12 protein-coding genes are annotated in these 16,520 nt (G+C 41.8%); 5 read left to right on the top strand and 7 right to left on the bottom strand.

Annotation, left to right across the window (positions count from 1 at the left end; all coding sequences use genetic code 11):
- Positions 1-71: 71 nt before the first annotated feature.
- Positions 72-5,447 carry an alpha-2-macroglobulin family protein gene (locus H4075_RS21080; protein WP_182802793.1) on the bottom strand — a complete coding sequence of 1,792 codons (5,376 nt, stop codon included), beginning with the start codon at positions 5,445-5,447 and terminating at the stop codon, positions 72-74.
- Positions 5,448-5,628: 181 nt separating this feature from the next.
- Between H4075_RS21080 and pbpC the strand changes: the two genes are divergently transcribed.
- Together pbpC and ric are read left to right on the top strand one after the other, a co-directional pair.
- Positions 5,629-7,944: a penicillin-binding protein 1C gene (gene pbpC, locus H4075_RS21075; protein WP_182802792.1), complete on the top strand. Its 2,316-nt coding sequence runs from the start codon at positions 5,629-5,631 to the stop codon at positions 7,942-7,944.
- 119 nt (positions 7,945-8,063) lie between these two features.
- Positions 8,064-8,801, top strand: coding sequence for an iron-sulfur cluster repair di-iron protein (gene ric / locus H4075_RS21070; RefSeq protein ID WP_182802790.1), 738 nt, complete (start codon positions 8,064-8,066; stop codon positions 8,799-8,801).
- 65 nt (positions 8,802-8,866) lie between these two features.
- On the opposite strand, the gene H4075_RS21065 is transcribed toward ric, so the two are convergent.
- The 3 genes from H4075_RS21065 to H4075_RS21055 form a co-directional block, all read right to left on the bottom strand.
- The gene (locus tag H4075_RS21065; RefSeq protein ID WP_182802788.1) at positions 8,867-9,412 is read right to left on the bottom strand and encodes a hypothetical protein; all 546 of its coding nucleotides are present in this window, start codon (positions 9,410-9,412) and stop codon (positions 8,867-8,869) included.
- A 153-nt stretch (positions 9,413-9,565) separates the two neighbouring features.
- Entirely contained in the window at positions 9,566-10,327 is a 762-nt protein-coding gene (locus H4075_RS21060; protein WP_182802787.1) for a hypothetical protein, read from the bottom strand.
- A gap of 225 nt (positions 10,328-10,552) precedes the next feature.
- Positions 10,553-11,392, bottom strand: coding sequence for a class I SAM-dependent methyltransferase (locus H4075_RS21055; protein WP_182802785.1), 840 nt, complete (start codon positions 11,390-11,392; stop codon positions 10,553-10,555).
- Between the two features lie 86 nt (positions 11,393-11,478).
- Here H4075_RS21055 and H4075_RS21050 point away from each other — a divergent pair, with 86 nt between their 5' ends.
- Positions 11,479-12,225 (top strand): FkbM family methyltransferase, encoded by a 747-nt coding sequence (locus tag H4075_RS21050; RefSeq protein ID WP_182802783.1) that lies wholly within the window; start codon positions 11,479-11,481, stop codon positions 12,223-12,225.
- A gap of 8 nt (positions 12,226-12,233) precedes the next feature.
- Here H4075_RS21050 and H4075_RS21045 read toward each other — a convergent pair whose 3' ends face one another.
- Together H4075_RS21045 and purN are read right to left on the bottom strand one after the other, a co-directional pair.
- Positions 12,234-12,971, bottom strand: a complete 738-nt coding sequence (locus H4075_RS21045) for a hypothetical protein (protein WP_182802781.1) — start codon at positions 12,969-12,971, stop codon at positions 12,234-12,236.
- Positions 12,972-13,035: 64 nt separating this feature from the next.
- Positions 13,036-13,599: a phosphoribosylglycinamide formyltransferase gene (purN, locus tag H4075_RS21040; RefSeq protein ID WP_182802779.1), complete on the bottom strand. Its 564-nt coding sequence runs from the start codon at positions 13,597-13,599 to the stop codon at positions 13,036-13,038.
- 110 nt (positions 13,600-13,709) lie between these two features.
- On the opposite strand from purN, the gene H4075_RS21035 reads away from it, so the two are divergent.
- Positions 13,710-14,636: a tetratricopeptide repeat protein gene (locus H4075_RS21035; RefSeq protein WP_182802778.1), complete on the top strand. Its 927-nt coding sequence runs from the start codon at positions 13,710-13,712 to the stop codon at positions 14,634-14,636.
- A 50-nt stretch (positions 14,637-14,686) separates the two neighbouring features.
- Here the strand turns inward: H4075_RS21035 and H4075_RS21030 are convergent, their stop codons facing one another.
- Positions 14,687-14,983, bottom strand: coding sequence for a DUF6787 family protein (locus tag H4075_RS21030; protein WP_182802776.1), 297 nt, complete (start codon positions 14,981-14,983; stop codon positions 14,687-14,689).
- Positions 14,984-15,226: 243 nt separating this feature from the next.
- On the opposite strand from H4075_RS21030, the gene H4075_RS21025 reads away from it, so the two are divergent.
- Entirely contained in the window at positions 15,227-16,474 is a 1,248-nt protein-coding gene (locus H4075_RS21025) for a c-type cytochrome (RefSeq protein ID WP_182802774.1), read from the top strand.
- Positions 16,475-16,520 lie beyond the last annotated feature (46 nt).

Raw genomic sequence — 16,520 nt, 5'->3', positions numbered from 1 at the left:
ATTAGGTATGCCATATCTATACCATGTTGATGAATTTAATCAGGTTGATGTAGATATGGCATACCTAAGCGTTACTGTATCACCTTCACAATCCCTGCTCCGTGATACGAGTGATATTCTCCATTATACATCGCATCAGCACTAACCGGTCCCATGCGATAGAGTCCCGGTGATACCGCACGCACTGCATAATAATAACTTTGTCTGCCACTATTCAGATCAACAAAGAAATGAATCCGGTCATCACGCACATCCAACGCTGTTGGACTAGCTGCATCTTTGATCCAATCCATACCCGGCAATTCTTTGGTGCGAGGATTTTCAATTTCAAAACCGGCAGGTAACAGATCAGTGATCACCACATTCTCAACACTTGTAGCAAAACTTTTTTCAATGGTTACTTTCACCACAATGAGATCGTTTTGTTTGAACGTATTACCTGCAACCGCCTGACCATAACGGTTGTAAAACTGGCGACGCACTTTTAAATAACTGTCTTCTTCTTTATACTCGCCTGTTGCACTTACCCCTTCTGCCACCCAATAATAATATAAACGTCCGCTACCTTTTGTTGCCACCTGTATGTTGGCTGCACCCAATTGTTTTGCATTCAGCTTGAGATCTGTTCCGTTGAGTTTGCCCACAGTTTTTCCATTCACGGTTACATCGGCTGTAACATTACTCTTGCCTGCATTACGGGCAAGTTTACCCAATGCTAAAAATCCGAATGCACGTTCCTGTGTACTTAACCAACGGCGTTCTTTCAAAAATCCTGATACATGTCTTGCCATCAATGGTATTTGTGCATTGCCCGGATCAACATCCATCAGCGTATTCAGTGCAATGGCTTCATCACGCACATCGCTGTAAAAACTTCCACCTGTTTGCGGCATACTTACTTCACCACTGAATGAAGAGGGCAACATCGCTGCATAACTTTTCTTATCACCACTCAATGCATATGCTGCTGATAAGAGATAACGACTATCGAGTGCCAGCATGTTTTGATTGGCTTTGTAATAATTCATGACGCTGATCTGTGCACGGTTGCCCAATGCCAACACATATAAACTATACGCCACTTCTTTCGGGGCAATTTTCTTTTTCTGTGTGCGGTTATAATAATAGTCGATGGTTTCTTTTGTTTTTAAACGGGTGATGAGATAACCCATCATGGTTTCGAGCAAACTATTATCTACATCATAACCTGCTTTGCGTGCTTCCAGTAAAAAATGTGCTGCATAGATCGTACTCCACCAATGAACAGTGCCTTCATCATCCCATAACGTTACTGCACCATTGTATAACTGCCGCATTTTTATTTTGCGGATGGCTTCGTTGATATTTGAAACAGAAGTTGCAGAAGCACCTTTATTTTGTTTGAGTTGATCGGCCAGATCAGCAAAGTATAATTGTGGAAATGCTGCTGATATTGTTTGCTCGGTGCAACCATATGGATACTGCACTAAATATTTCAACTGATCTCCCAGTTCGAGGGCAGGTGATTTACTGACGATGAGTTGATAGTCTGCACTACCCTGCATAAACCTGTTGACAGGTATATTGATGCTTTGTGTTGCACCGGCATTGATACTGCCACTTCCACTTTCCTTTTGTAAAGTTGATGGCGGACGAACAGTGATCTGTGTTTCATCAAAGAATGTTTCGCCCATCGCTTTTACTTCAATGCGAATACGACCTGAATCAATCCGTTGTTGTGCCACCACCTGGAACACGGCCCTGCTTTCTGCATTGGCAGGCAATGGTGCCTGTTGATTACTTACACCAACAACCTGTAACGGTCCGCTTACATTTATTTTTACACTCGCACTGCTTGCGTTCTTAGTGGTGTTGCTTAATGTAACAGGAACAAGCACGGTATCACCCGGACTTAAGAAACGTGGCAACCCTGCACTGATCACAACCGGATCGGCCACTGTCATATTTTCTTCGGCTGCACCAAACTGTTCGTTCTTATAGGCAACAGCCATCAAACGTATTTCACCGCTGAACTGTGGCACATCAAATTCAAAACTTGCTTCGCCACTGCCGTTTGCTTTTTGTACACCGCTCCAGTAGCTGACGATCTTGATACGTTTGTTCGGCATCGGGTTGTTGCGTTTTTCCATATCGCTTCCATCACCACCTGTACTGCTGAGTCGTGCACGCAATTCAGGAAACAATAACGGGTAGAGATCAAATGCATTTACACCCAGCTCTTTCTTTTGATAGAAATAATTATATGGATCAGGAGTTTGCATATTGCTTACCTGCAACACACCATTGTCAACAGCAGCGAGTGTAACATAACTGCCCGGTGCTGCTTTTACTTTTACTTTCTGATGTGTTCTGCTCCGTGTTGATTTATTCGCTGTGATCTGCACATCGATCTTGCGACTCTTCTCATCAACTTTCAACGATTGAAAACCATGCGCCACCGTTAATGGAATATCGCCTGTTGTATGTGGTTTGATGAGAGTGGCCGTTACAAATACATTTGGTAAATGCTCAGCAGCAATGTTAAGATCAAGCGAAGCCGAACGGTTTTCAACATTGATGTATTGATACGATACCACATGATCTGTTTCAAACGTCACCAACATGCGACCGCTGAATGGTGTTTTGAATAAGAGCTTTGCTTTTTCGCCCGTAGCATATTCTTTCTTGTCGGTTTCAATATCAATTTGTCCTTCGGTGTTTACTTCAAACGAACTGTTGTTGCCACCCCAGCTTCCGTAGCTGTAAAAACTACGGCTCACGTATGTATCAGCATTCGGTGCATAAATGCGTATTTCATAATCGCCGGGTTGGCGAGGCACAAATGCATAGGTTGTATTCTCGCCCATAATGGTCACCACATCTTCTTTCATCACTTTATCTTCTTTCTGCGATTCGTAACGATAATATTCACCACTCTTGCTCAACACGGTTCTGTACTCATGTTTGATCACCTGCACACGAGCCTGTGCATTCAACAGTTTTTCATCTTTACTTAAAGCGATCAATGGAAATTTGATGCTTTGATTCAGCGGGTAATAGTAGTATCCATCGTAACCCAACCCATAAAACACTTTTTGTGTAAACACATCGGCTTTGGTGAGTTTACTAACGGGTCGACCTGTTTCATCAAACACAGTTGTATAAATATCTACCTGTAATAAACCGAGATTGTTGTAAAGCGCAGGAACACTCACGCCTTCTGTTGCATTTCCGTTTGCATCGGTTGTGCCTTCTTTTACCACTTTGTCGAAGAAAGAAGATTGATTGCTTAAAGAGAATGTATAATGATCGTACTTATCAGGTGAAAAGTAAGCCTGCTTGAATTGTATTTCTGTTTCGTATTTGCGGTTGGCAGCAGGCGGTCCGAAAAAGTTAACAGCGTTGATGCGTAATGAAGCCGAATCACCAACAGTTAAAAATTCTTTGCTGAGTAAGGCGGCCACTTTCATACGATCGGGCACAAATTCTTCGATGCTGAATGATTTGCTGCTGAGCAATACATCGTTACCTGAATATAATTCGAGTTGATAACTGCCGGTGATGGCTGCAACAGGCAAGTCAATGCTTACTTCTGCAGAACCTTGATCGTTCAGCATTTTACGGAAGCTTTTCAGTTCCTTCCCGTTCGGCATAATGAACTTGAGCTTCACCGGTAATTCGCCGGGAGTTTTCCAATCGTTGGTGCGCAATACAACATTTGCGTTCACTCTTTCACCGGGACGATAAATATCACGCTCTGCATAAATGAATGCATCCATGCCCGTTACACTCCATGCTTTGCCACCCACATCAAAGCGACTGGTATTTACTTTTGTATTATGAAACGGTAAGTAGTTGAAATCATCGGCTGTTTTTGCAATCACCATGGCCGGTTTAAAACCACTGAATTCTTTGCGTGCATAAGCAACTTCGGCCACACCATCGTTATTGGTGGTTCCTGTACCGAGCAGTTGATTGTTGGAGCCATACACCGTTACATTCACGCCGCTTAAAGAAGCCGCCGATTTAATGGAGTTGGCAAACACCAGCATTTTTTCTTTTCCTTCTTTAGCGATCAATCCAATATCACTGAGTGAAATAAAACGCCGGTCCCTGATCCAGTAATCTTCGGTTGATTGTATTTGTAAATGATAAATGCCATTGAAATCTTTCACACGGTCGGCAATATTGAAATTGAACAAACGACTACCACCGAGTTTAGGCAAGCTGCGTGTGTCAATTTCTTTTTCATAGATCACATCACCCAAGGTTGCATCGCCACCCTCTTCATCATAATAGTAATCATCTTCGCTGTTTTTAGGATAATAGCCATATTTATGTGCTGCGAGTAAGTTGTTTTCGTAGATCTTGGAGATGATCACTTTCACCTTTGGTATATTGCTGATCCTGATCTCGATATTTTTATTGCCTTGCGAAGAAAGATAAACGGCTTTGCTGTTGCCAAATGAAATACCGGGTTCGAGTTCACCAAAGGCAATGGTTTCTTTATGATCTTCTTTTAAGGTACCGCCGAGTTTACCACGGAGCCCTTTTGTTAATAAGAGATCATATGTTTTAGATACATCAAACGCATCGCCGGTAATAAGGAAACCATCGTCTTCCACTTCCACATCATACTTTACACCGGGGTTCACTTTGATGTATTGATTCAACACATCGGCTACTACCTGTTGCGAAGTGAATACTTTTACCGTAGCAGATAACCCATCATGCCTTGCTTCCATATTGGTAATGGTGAGCGTGTACGGCGATGGAATGGTGAATTTTTCTTCAATGGATTCAGCGGTGGCATTCTTTCCGCCATCGGGTACCAACCCTTTATCGAGTGTTACGGTTGTATTGTAATCACGGTCTTCGGTTTTTACATTCAGCAAACGGATGGAAACCTTTCGATCGTTGTTGATGGTTTGTACACTGTAATCTTTTTCCTGTTCATCCAGTTTTACCTTCAGCTTTTCTTTTAACGCAGCAGGGGTAACCACATAGTTGAAATAAAGGTCCACCTGCGGAATGGCTTTGTTGGTAGCATCATCCATTACCCAGGTGATGTTTGAGTTTTCCAGCTTCAGATCAGGTGTGTGAAACTCCAGCGGCTCATCAACAGATACCTTATTGTATTTCGTAAATGCCAGCACTTCATCGTTGATCTTTGCTTTGTACGAAGTAGCAGGTGAAAGCGGTGCTGCAGGTGAAAAGATTAACTCATCACCATGCTCCCAACGGAATCGTCCGGGGATCTTTGGCTCAAACTCAACATAGGGAATCGAATCCCAACGATTGAGCAAGGAATCGGGCACCAGGTTTTTATTAAAGCGGAAGACGAGGTTTTGCAATTGCTGAATTTCGCCTATGGCATTGCTGTCGGTTAGTTTTACGGCATTACGGTTACAGGAAACAAAAGAGGCTACTGCTACTGTAATAAACAGCAGGTGCAGATGGTTGCGCATAAAGGTTAAAGTTGAAAGACGTTTGAAGTGGAGATAATTTGAAGTTGAATTTAATACAATCGTTGGCACATTTCCAAGTGTTATTTATTAAAGAATTGCAAATGCTTGTAAATTATTTCGGAGCAATTGTGTAGCTGTATATTTACGCCCTACATTTATAGCGGTAACTACTACCACAGCAATGAAGCTTCCCAAACCGGCATGGAAAAAAATCTTTAAACGAACAGGCATTGCCCTTCTTGGCCTCGTTGTTTTGTTTTTTATTCTGCATCTCATTTTTCCGCTTCCCGATAAAATTGAATACTCCACCGTTATTACTGATGATAAAGGTGAAGTAATTCACGCCTTTCTTACCGGCAACGAGCAGTGGCGCATGAAAACCGAACTGGAAGAAATTTCACCGCTGCTGCGGAAGACTATTGTTCAAAAAGAAGACAAGTATTTCTACCGCCACTTCGGTATTAATCCAATTGCTGTTGGAAGGGCGTTTGTAATGAATGTGTTTACAGGCCGGCGAACATCAGGCGCCAGCACTATTACCATGCAAGTGGCCAAAGCACTGGAACCGAAAAAACGCAACATCGGTAATAAGCTAATCGAGATGTTCCGTGCATTGCAACTAGAACTGAAGTACAGCAAGGCTGAAATCCTGCAACTCTATCTTAATCTCGTGCCATACGGCGGCAACATCGAAGGTGTAAAGTCAGCTTCCATTTTATACTTCGGCAAAAATCCTGATCATCTGTCGTTGGCGGAGATCACGGCACTATCCATCATCCCCAACCGCCCGTCATCACTGGTGATTGGTAAGAACAATGAAGAGATCGTTAAGCAACGCAACAAATGGCTCAACCGTTTTGCAAAAGAGAAAGTGTTTACCAAAAAAGAAATTGAAGATGCATTGGCCGAACCGTTAACAGCAAAACGTGGTGTGGTGCCGAAGCTTGCGCCACATCTTGCCTACAAACTAAAGCAAAGTGGCGGACCGATCATTAAAACCAATCTTCAGCTTAATACCCAATTCAAAGCTGAAAAGCTGGTGGAAGATTATGTGCGAACGTTGCGGTTGAGCAAGATCCGCAATGCAGCAGTAATCATCATCGATAATGAAACGCACAAAGTGATTACCTATGTTGGCAGTGGCGATTTTACTGATACAACCGATGGCGGACATGTAAACGGTGCAGCAGCAGTTCGTCAGCCGGGCAGTACATTAAAGCCTTTGCTGTATGGTTTGTGTTTTGATGAAGGCTTGCTCACACCAAAGAAAATGATGAATGATGTGCCGGTGAATTATGCAGGCTATGCACCGGAGAACTATGATAAACATTTCAACGGTCCCGTTACGGTGGAATATGCGTTAGAACATTCGCTCAATATTCCATCGGTAAAAGCATTGAACATGCTGGGTAAGGACAAGATGATCCAGCAACTCAGCAGCATCGGCTTCAAACAAGTTCAGGCAAAACAAAAAGCATTGGGCTTGAGTTTGATCCTTGGTGGATGCGGTGCAACACTGGAACAACTAACGGGTATGTACAGTTGTTTTGCAACGGAAGGCATGTATTATCGTCCGTTGTTTGTGCAACACGATGACGGATCAAAACCGCAACGCATTTTATCGGCCGATGCAAGTTATATGGTCACCGATATTTTAAGTCGCATCAATCGCCCCGACTTTCCCTTGCATTGGGATGCAACTGCACACTTACCGAAGATCGCCTGGAAAACCGGCACCTCATACGGACGAAGAGATGCATGGAGCATCGGCTATAATAAAAAATACACGGTGGGAGTTTGGGTTGGCAATTTTTCAGGCGAAGGCAATGCAGAGTTGAGCGGTGCACATACAGCCACACCTTTACTCTTCCGCATTTTTAATACACTCGATTACGACGCCGACCGTGCATGGTTTACGCCACCGCAAGAACTGGAGCAACGGAAGATCTGCAGCGAAACGGGTTTGCCGCCATCAGCACATTGTACCAATTTGGTGTTGGATTATTTTGTTCCCGGTATTTCCTCAACTCAAACATGCAACAATTTTGAAGAGATAGCAGTGAGTGCCGATGAAAAGATCAGTTACTGCAAAAGTTGCGAACCCCAAACCGGTTTCAAACGCAAAGGCTATAAACTCATTGCTGCTGAAGTGCAGAACTGGATGCAGGGAAATGGTTTAGCGTTTGAACAAATTCCACCACATAATCCGCAATGCGAAAAGATCTTTGCATCGGGTGCGCCGCAGATCAAATCACCTGTGAATGGCACCGAATATCTCATCAGCAAAAAAAATCCCGAGCCATTGCAACTTGTTTGCGAAACAGGAAATGATGTGAGCCGGGTGTATTGGTACATCAACAATCAGTTTTACAAAACAACCGACGCAGGCAGTAAACAATTCTTCTTGCCAACCGAAGGCAGTATCAAAATCTCCTGTACCGACGATAAAGGCCGCAACAGGGATATTAAGATCACGGTGAAATATGTTGATCTGTGAGGACTTAACAGCCGATATTCCTGCATTGTAATCTTACCGTCACAGTTTTTATTTATGATTTGCCTCATAATACCTGTTTTTGAAGGGCGGTAGCTTCGTTACAACAAATTCTATCAATCATGAATGCAACAAACGAAAGAACAGTAGCCGAACTGGTTACCGAAGATTACCGTACGGCCGATGTGTTTAAGAAATTCGGTATCGATTTTTGCTGTGGCGGTAAAGTAACCGTGGAAGAGATCTGCGTTAAAAAGAATATCTCTTACGAACAGTTGACCGATGAACTGAACCGTATTGGTCAATCAACTCCAACTACAGATACCGATTTCAAAGAGTGGTCGTTGGATAAACTGGCGAACTATATCGTGGAAAAACATCATGGCTATGTAACTAGTAATCTTGAACTCATCCGTCAGTATGCAAATAAAGTAGCACTCGTGCATGGTGGTCATCGTCCGGAAACAAAAGCTATTGCACGTTTGTACAACGAGGTGGCCGATGAACTGGCGCATCACCTCGAAAAAGAAGAGATCATTTTATTTCCCTATGTAAACCAACTGGCAGCCGCCAAGCGAAACAATGTAAAAATTCAGGCACCGCATTTCGGTACGGTAAAAAATCCCATTACGATGATGGAAGCGGAACATGAATTTGCTGGCGATCATTTTCATGAAATTGCAACGCTCAGTGATCAGTACAATGCACCACCGGAAGCCTGCAACACGTATCGTGTGTTATACGCCAAGCTGAAAGAGTTTGAGGATGACCTGCACACGCACATTCACCTGGAGAATAATATTCTGTTCCCGAAAGCGAAAACGCTGGAGCAGGAGGTAATTGCTCAAGCCCATTTGTAAATAAACGATTGGCTGTAAAGAATCACATGAGAAAAACAAAGGCCGCAATACTGCAGCCTTTCTGGTTAATCTTCTTTATTACTCTTTTCGCCTACAAACCACTGTTCTTTGTTTTTGAACAGTACGTTGAAGGTGGTAAGTGAACCGTAACACCGGGTGATGTATTGCTGGATATTTACTTTCTCTTCGTCGCTGAGGGTTTTGTTACTGTTGATGTTTTGTTCCAACACACGCAAACGATCACGCAGCATCACAATTTTGTGAAAGAAATCTTCTACCGGAATTTCTTTGGGCTTGAGTGATTTGTCTTTTGGTTGCAGGAGCATGGTGCCGCCTTCCCATTTTTCGCCGAGTGGTACCACTTCGCTTACGCCATTCCACAAACGTAAAATTTTCAGCAGCGATTTTTCCACTTCACTGTGCGTTTCAATTTCTTCTGTTACGTTTTCGGGAATGATCTCATCGAGATGCGTATCGGTCTTATCAATTTCTTTTACACCACTATGGATGAAGGAAATTAAATACGTGGCATAACGGATACCAACGATCACACCGGGACCGTGTTGTGTATGTTGCAGGCGTGTGCCAATGCCGAGGTTTGTTTGTTCCATGTTCGAAAATTTTGGAAGAGCAAAGTACAACTGAAATGGGAAATAATATTGATGATGTTTGCTACGCAGATGATAGAATGATGAAGCACGCCGTGGTTGCGTCTCCCGACCAACCACACGTGCATTTTTGTGTTGAGGGAAGAATGTTAGTGTTTATTTATTTTTTTGAATGACATCTTCGATTTCAGTTTTTTGCCTGTAATCAAGTGGAAAAGGTAAATAAGTCGGTAAGCGATAGAGGTTGAAGTCAGTAGTAATTAATTCGTTGTGGCTAACGTTTTTAAATTCTGTCAATTCAAAATGATTTGGAAGGTGTCCTTTAAAATCGATAGTCATAACATGTCCGAGCGGAGGAAATGTAATTTCAGATGCTAATATAGTGGCGCTACTTTTCAAATTCCCGATGACAGAAAAAGTTGAAGTTCTAATTTGCCCTTCCGAGTTTAAGTAACTAAATACTCTAATTTTTTGAGGTAGATTTTTACTTTCAGGGTTAAGTACATATTCTCTTAAATCTGGGTTTTCTTTTGCAAAATCCCAACTGTTTAATGAAAGGAACATGGAAACAATCTGTTTCAAAACTTTTGCTGCTTCAAAATCATGCATTGTAAGGGAAAAGAAATTGAATTGAGTTTTCTTAGCAAATTCAATAAACGAATTACTATAAGCGGAGTATGATTTTACGTAGTTAAGTCCTAAAAAATTATTACACTTATTGCACAATGAATAATATCCAAGTCCACCTTGTTCAATTTTAGCACTGAAATTTGCTTCAAGAATATTTTCACTTTTTAGTACTTTTTCAAAAGGGACGATTTTATACCTTGTTTTTTTGTTAAATGCCGACCTGGGAGGTACATGTTCAAATGTCAACTCGCAAAAAGAACCACATAAACTACAGTATCCTTGAGGCATTGACTAGAAGCTTTAATAAGTAATAGTAAAAGAAATAGTACAACTATTATACGAGATAATCTTTAAATTTCAAAGTCTCTAATCGGTCACTTAACGTTCAACTTAGCCATAAAATCAGTTTTATAAGGTTTACGTACCAGTGTTCGTAATTTCTTTAGAAGAAGATGTTTGCTTGTTGATTGGTCAGGCGACCAACAACGGCGTAGAGTTTTCGCAGCAGGCAAATCAATTTATCTTAAACCAAAACGATCCCCCATGCTTCTCAACTCCCGGCAACTCTTTCCACAATGGTTCTAAAATCTGTTTCAATTCATCATCTTCACTCAAATAAAAATTCGGAGAAATTATTTCGTAGCGATCAGGATTACTCAACAGCATTGTTGCCAGCATATATTGCTCGGCATAAAAACGATCGCAAATGTTTTGCGGGTAATCATAAGGCAGGTAAATATCATGTATCTGCACAACCACGCCTTGTTTTAATCGTGGCATCACTTCCATAAAAAACCATTGTACATCGCTGTTGGCATGTAATAAATGCGAGCCATCAAAAAACAATACATCATTTGTATCTAAGTTTTCAAACAACGAAAGTGGCACCTGTTGTAACGGCATATTCAACCACTCATCAGCAACAGCAGTAATCTCTTTGCGTGGTGATGGATCAATACAGGTAATGGAAAATGAAAGTTGTTGTTCGTTTTTTGCTTTAGCAGCAAGTTTCGTACTGGTGCCGCTGCCGATCTCAACATATCGTTTTGGTTTCAGTTGAGTGAGCAATGTGTAAAGCATTATCATATCAAGCCCCGGAAAAAAACCATTCTTCCATGAGGCAACCTTATTATCCGTTACCTCGTTCATTGGAATAGCATTGAACTGTTGCTGATATTGCAATGCTGTTTTCAACAGTTGTGTGTAGCCGTTGTTATTGGCGGCAATCTGTTTATACAAAAGATCATGCGGCTGTTGTTTGTTGTATACAGGCACAGGTTGAACAGCATAATCAAGCAGCGCCAGTTTTGCCGGACGAACAAGTGCATTGTATATTTTTTTCAACTGCTGCATTCCTGAATTTACGGCAAAGTAAATCTTTCTCTGTAAAAGAGGCTATCTTGCTGCTTTGAACTAATGAAGAAACCTTATAGTATTTTATGACCCCGCTTTTCAATACCGGCATCTTACTTCGGTTGAAACGTTTGGTAAAAAAACTGCCTGTTGTACTTACAAGAAATCAACAGTACGACAGCCAGACCAAACAGATCATCCGGAAAGTATGTACTGCACAGAGCAACACGGTTGATGTGGGTACACATCATGGTGATCTGCTTGATGTATTGCTGCAGCAATCGCCCAACGGTACACATTATGGGTTTGAACCTTTACCTGTTTTTTATCAATCGCTTCGCTTAAAATATCAGCAACAGAATAATATCGTGTTGTACGATTTGGCATTGAGTGATATCAATGGTAACAGCAGCTTCAACCATGTCACTAGTAATCCATCGTATAGTGGAATTAAAAAAAGAAATTACGATCGTTCGAATGAAACCGATGAAACAATTGAAGTAAAAACAGCAAGACTGGATGATGTATTGTTATCGCAGAATAAAAAGATCAGTTTTATAAAGATAGATGTGGAAGGGGCGGAGCTGGGTGTATTGAAAGGAGCAGCAGAATTGATCAGGCGTGACCGACCGGTGATCGTATTTGAATGTGGTCTTGGTGGTAGCGATGTATATGATACAACTCCTGCTGAACTGTTCACTTTCTTTGCTGATCTTGGCTATACCATCTCCTTATTAAAAAATTATTTGAAAGAAGAACAAGCGCTCAGCAAAACTTCATTTGAAGAACAGTATTACCAAAAGCTGAATTATTATTTTGTTGCGTTACCGTGAGAGAATTTCTATAAACCCTTCTCTTTCTGAAAAGCTTTCGCTGCTGTTTGAATGTATTGATAGAGTTCAATATCCAATACCTGCGTGAGAATATCATACTCGGGGCGATAACGTTGAAGAAACTCATCAAGTGCAGGTCCTTCTTTTAAGGTAGTTAAACGGAGTACGATCGTTTTGTTGAAACGGTAGTCAATGTAACGGTTTTGTTCTTCACGTATCAATCGTTCCTGGAAACGGGCCATGCTCCTGTTTCGTCGGAAACGAAATACATTGATGAGTGCATCAAGATCAACACCTGCACTCATGCCTGCTTCAGGATTAGAGGCTGAGAAACGGACACCACCTTTATCGAAGTTGAATACTTTATCATATTGCACACGGTTATCAATCGAATCCTGTTTTCGGTTTTTACCATACACAATAATTTCTTTCAGCTGTTTGTAACGTCCGGGCACATGCATCTGAATGGAAATATCAAAGGATGCATAATCTTTAATGGAAGCAACAGCAAATTTCTGTGTGGGTCGGTTGCTGAAGAAAAAGAACACCGAATCTTTTGCACCCACATAAATGGAATAGTTACCTGCGCTATCTGTAAAGCTCATGGTGCCGCAGGTACAGATCACCTGCACACTCATCACCACATTACGCTTGGTACTGTCGTACACCGTTCCCGTTAATTGTATTTGGGCGGCACCGGTTTTTGCGAACAGGAAAACAATGATATAAAGGGTAAGTTTTTTCAAAACTGTTGCAATGATAATCGCTAAAACTGAAAAAATGGGTTCTTGTAATTATTTTAGGAAGCTTTTACGAAACCAACTGCTCAATCACTTTTGCATAATGCTTGTGTTCCAGTTCATGAATACGTTGGGCCAATGATTCAGGGGTATCATCTTTCTTCACTTCACACTTTGCCTGGAAAATGATCTTGCCATGATCGTACACTTCATCCACCAGGTGAATAGTGATACCGCTTTCTGTTTCCTTATTGGCGATCACAGCTTCGTGAACAAAATTTCCATACATGCCTTTGCCGCCATACTTTGGTAAAAGGGCCGGGTGAATGTTAACGATCTTTTCAGGATAAGCATGAATGAGTGCATCGGGGATCTTCCATAAAAAACCGGCCAATACAATAAACTCAATATCATCTACCTTAAATTCATCAACATAGGCATTGCCACGAAAAAACTGTTCCTTATCTAATAGTAGGGTCGGAATACCGTGCTCATCGGCAATATTTAAAACACCGGCATTAGGTTTATTGCAAACTATCAAATCAACCCGTACTTTTGGGTGATGGGAAAAATGCTCAATGATCTTTCGGGCATTGCTCCCTGCACCGGAAGCAAAAATGGCGATACTTGTCATCTGATTATTTATTATTGTTTATCGACCAGATGTAACCGTACAACTATTTCTTTCTTTTTTGAGAATGAATGTGCCCGGTTTCATTTCGTGCAAAATTGTAACTTTCTCTAATGCAAAAGCTGTTTCTTTTTTGTACCCTGCTGATTTCTTTTCATGTACTGCATGCGCAATATAGTATCTGTAATGGCAAAACATATCCTGCGCCTGTTTTTTCAGATTCAGCTTTATTGAAATTGAATGCCAACCTGCAGATCGCTAAAACAAATTACCAGGCCGATAGCAGTAATGCTGATCATATAATATGGTATGGAAGAAGATTGGCTTACCTGGCACGGTATGATGAAGCCATTGCTATCTTCAGCAAAGGCATTGCCCTTCACCCAACTGATGCAAGGATGTACCGCCACCGTGGACATCGTTATCTCACTACCCGTTGCTACGATAAAGCCATTGCCGATTTTGAAAGAGCCGGTGAACTGATCAAAGGCAAAAAGGATCAAATGGAACCCGATGGCATACCCAATGCAAAGAATACCCCCACCAGCAGTCTGCAATCGAATATCTGGTATCACCTTGGGTTGGCCTATTATTTAAAGAGAGATTATGCAAAAGCCGAGGAAGCATATAAGAATTGCCTGAAAGTTTCCAATAACCCGGATATGTATGTGGCCACAGCCAACTGGTATTATATTACGTTATGGAAGCTGGATAAGGTAGCTAAGGCAAATGCGTTACTGAAAAAGATCCACAAGAAAACGAAGCTCATCGAAAACACCGATTACCAAACTATCTTATTAATATATAAGGGAGAACAAAATCCGGCTGAGATCAGAACGAAGTTTTTGGATGATACCAGTCCGCTTTCAAATGCAGCTATCGGTTTTGGCCTGGCGACCTATTATCTGAGTATTGGCCACGCTGCAGAAGGAGTAGATCTCCTCCGAAGAGTAACTGAAGGAACGCAATGGGGAAGCTTTGGTTATATGGCTGCTGAAACGATGCTCGGAGAATTACATCGACCTCATTTCACATTCTGAGTTTGCAAACCTCATCAAATAAGCTGGCGTTGTGCAAAGCAAGTCCCCTTTCAGGAGGATTTAGGGGGTTTCATGAAACCCATCCGTTGCCCCATCTTTTTTAAATAGCCGGCAAAGAAACGGAATTGACCAAACGGGATACTTATTACTAATACCATCAACGGCCAGATGAGTGTGATCACGATAATGTATACTGGAATGTAGAGCCAGGGTGCTTCAATGCCAAACAGTGGCATAATGCGTTTGCCCAAAAAACCGGTTAAGCTGCCGCCAATAGCAAACGTGCATAAAATAAGAGCCAGTTGAAGTGGCCCCACCTTCCATTTGTTACGCAGCTTTTCAAACATCTCACAAAAATCGGGGAAAACTTTGTTTAACCATTGCCCACATTACAAAAAACATGATGCCACAAAGCCATTCAGTTTTTTCAGGATGAATTGAAAGGTTCTAAGCTCAGCAATTTGTTCATTCTCAAGTCACAACTAAGTAAAATTTTTTTTGAAACTGTGGATATTATGTCAGTATCCTCCCCTATTTTTGCAGCCAGTTAAAAGGATATTCTTCCTAATCACAATCGGTTCCAGAACGTTATGAATCAACCAAAATTACTACTCCGAAAGTCGGTCACGCTCTGTCTGGTCTTAGTTTCATTATTGATTACTGAAAAGTTGTTTGCGCAGGATGGAAAAGCTTTGTTCCAGGCCAATTGTGCAAGCTGCCATGCAGTTGGTAAGAAATTGACCGGCCCTGCACTTGCAGGTGTTGAGGGACGTGGACCATGGAGTGACCGTAAGAAATTATATGCATGGATCCACAATCCGGCGGGTTTTGCAAAAACAGAACCCTATGCTGCAAACCTGATCAAAGAGTTTGGCGGTGTGTTGATGACAGGTTTCCCGGGTTTAGCAGAAGCTGAGATCGATGCGATCGTTACTTATATTAATGCTGAAGCAAATAAGCCAGCTCCTGGTGCAACTACGGGTGCAGTAACAGCAGAAGCGCCAGCTGAAGATAATTCTCTCCTCTTCGGTATCCTTGCAATGGTGTTAGCGATTGTTACCCTCATTTTATTACAGATCAACAGCAACCTGAAGAAATTAACCGATGAGAAAGAAGGTGTGGTTCGTGGTGAGCCAATTCCTTTCTGGAGAAACAAGGCTTACATGTCAACCTTAACCATCCTCTTCTTTATTGTTGCAGGTTACTTCTTTGCACAAGGTGCAATTGGTTTGGGTCGTCAGACAAATTATCAACCGGAACAACCGATCTACTATTCGCATAAAGTACACGCAGGCATCAACCAGGTAAACTGTTTATATTGCCACGGCGGTGCAATGGAAGGCAAACATGCCAATATTCCGAGTGTGAATGTTTGTATGAACTGTCACATGGCGATCAACGAATACAAAGGCGAAAAGATCGTTAAAGAAGATGGTTCAGAAGTAAACGGTACCGCAGAAATTCAAAAGTTATATAAATATGCAGGATGGGATCCTGCCGCTAATAAATACACTGGTGAAGGCAAACCAATCGAGTGGATCAAGATCCATAGCCTGCCCGACCATGTATACTTCAATCACTCACAGCACACAAAAGCAGGTGGCGTACAATGTCAAACCTGTCATGGTGAAATTCAGAACATGGGTGAAGTTTATCAGTTCAGCAATTTGAGCATGGGCTGGTGTATTAACTGTCACCGTGAAACAAATGTGAAGTTTCAGGAAAACGGCTTTTACAGCATGTACGAGAAATTCCACAACGATATCAAGAACGGTAAAATGGATAGTGTAACCGTTGAAAAGATCGGTGGTACTGAATGTCAAAAATGTCACTATTAATAGTCGGAGTCTGATTTTTAATCCTGAGCGGAGTCGAAGGACAAAT

It is taken from the genome of Lacibacter sediminis, assembly GCF_014168535.1.
Classification (GTDB): Bacteria; Bacteroidota; Bacteroidia; order Chitinophagales; family Chitinophagaceae; genus Lacibacter; species Lacibacter sediminis.
This window is presented reverse-complemented; position numbering and strand designations above follow the sequence as displayed.

What these genes read in the sequence shown, in the direction of transcription:
- H4075_RS21065 (WP_182802788.1), bottom strand. Translation starts at nt 9,412, where the DNA reads ATGGAACAAACAAACCTCGGCATTGGCACACGCCTGCAACATACACAA.
- H4075_RS21035 (WP_182802778.1), top strand. Translation starts at nt 13,710, where the DNA reads ATGCAAAAGCTGTTTCTTTTTTGTACCCTGCTGATTTCTTTTCATGTA.
- pbpC (WP_182802792.1), top strand. Translation starts at nt 5,629, where the DNA reads ATGAAGCTTCCCAAACCGGCATGGAAAAAAATCTTTAAACGAACAGGC.
- H4075_RS21025 (WP_182802774.1), top strand. Translation starts at nt 15,227, where the DNA reads ATGAATCAACCAAAATTACTACTCCGAAAGTCGGTCACGCTCTGTCTG.
- H4075_RS21080 (WP_182802793.1), bottom strand. Translation starts at nt 5,447, where the DNA reads ATGCGCAACCATCTGCACCTGCTGTTTATTACAGTAGCAGTAGCCTCT.
- H4075_RS21050 (WP_182802783.1), top strand. Translation starts at nt 11,479, where the DNA reads ATGACCCCGCTTTTCAATACCGGCATCTTACTTCGGTTGAAACGTTTG.
- H4075_RS21060 (WP_182802787.1), bottom strand. Translation starts at nt 10,327, where the DNA reads ATGCCTCAAGGATACTGTAGTTTATGTGGTTCTTTTTGCGAGTTGACA.
- H4075_RS21055 (WP_182802785.1), bottom strand. Translation starts at nt 11,392, where the DNA reads ATGCAGCAGTTGAAAAAAATATACAATGCACTTGTTCGTCCGGCAAAA.
- purN (WP_182802779.1), bottom strand. Translation starts at nt 13,599, where the DNA reads ATGACAAGTATCGCCATTTTTGCTTCCGGTGCAGGGAGCAATGCCCGA.
- H4075_RS21030 (WP_182802776.1), bottom strand. Translation starts at nt 14,983, where the DNA reads ATGTTTGAAAAGCTGCGTAACAAATGGAAGGTGGGGCCACTTCAACTG.
- ric (WP_182802790.1), top strand. Translation starts at nt 8,064, where the DNA reads ATGAATGCAACAAACGAAAGAACAGTAGCCGAACTGGTTACCGAAGAT.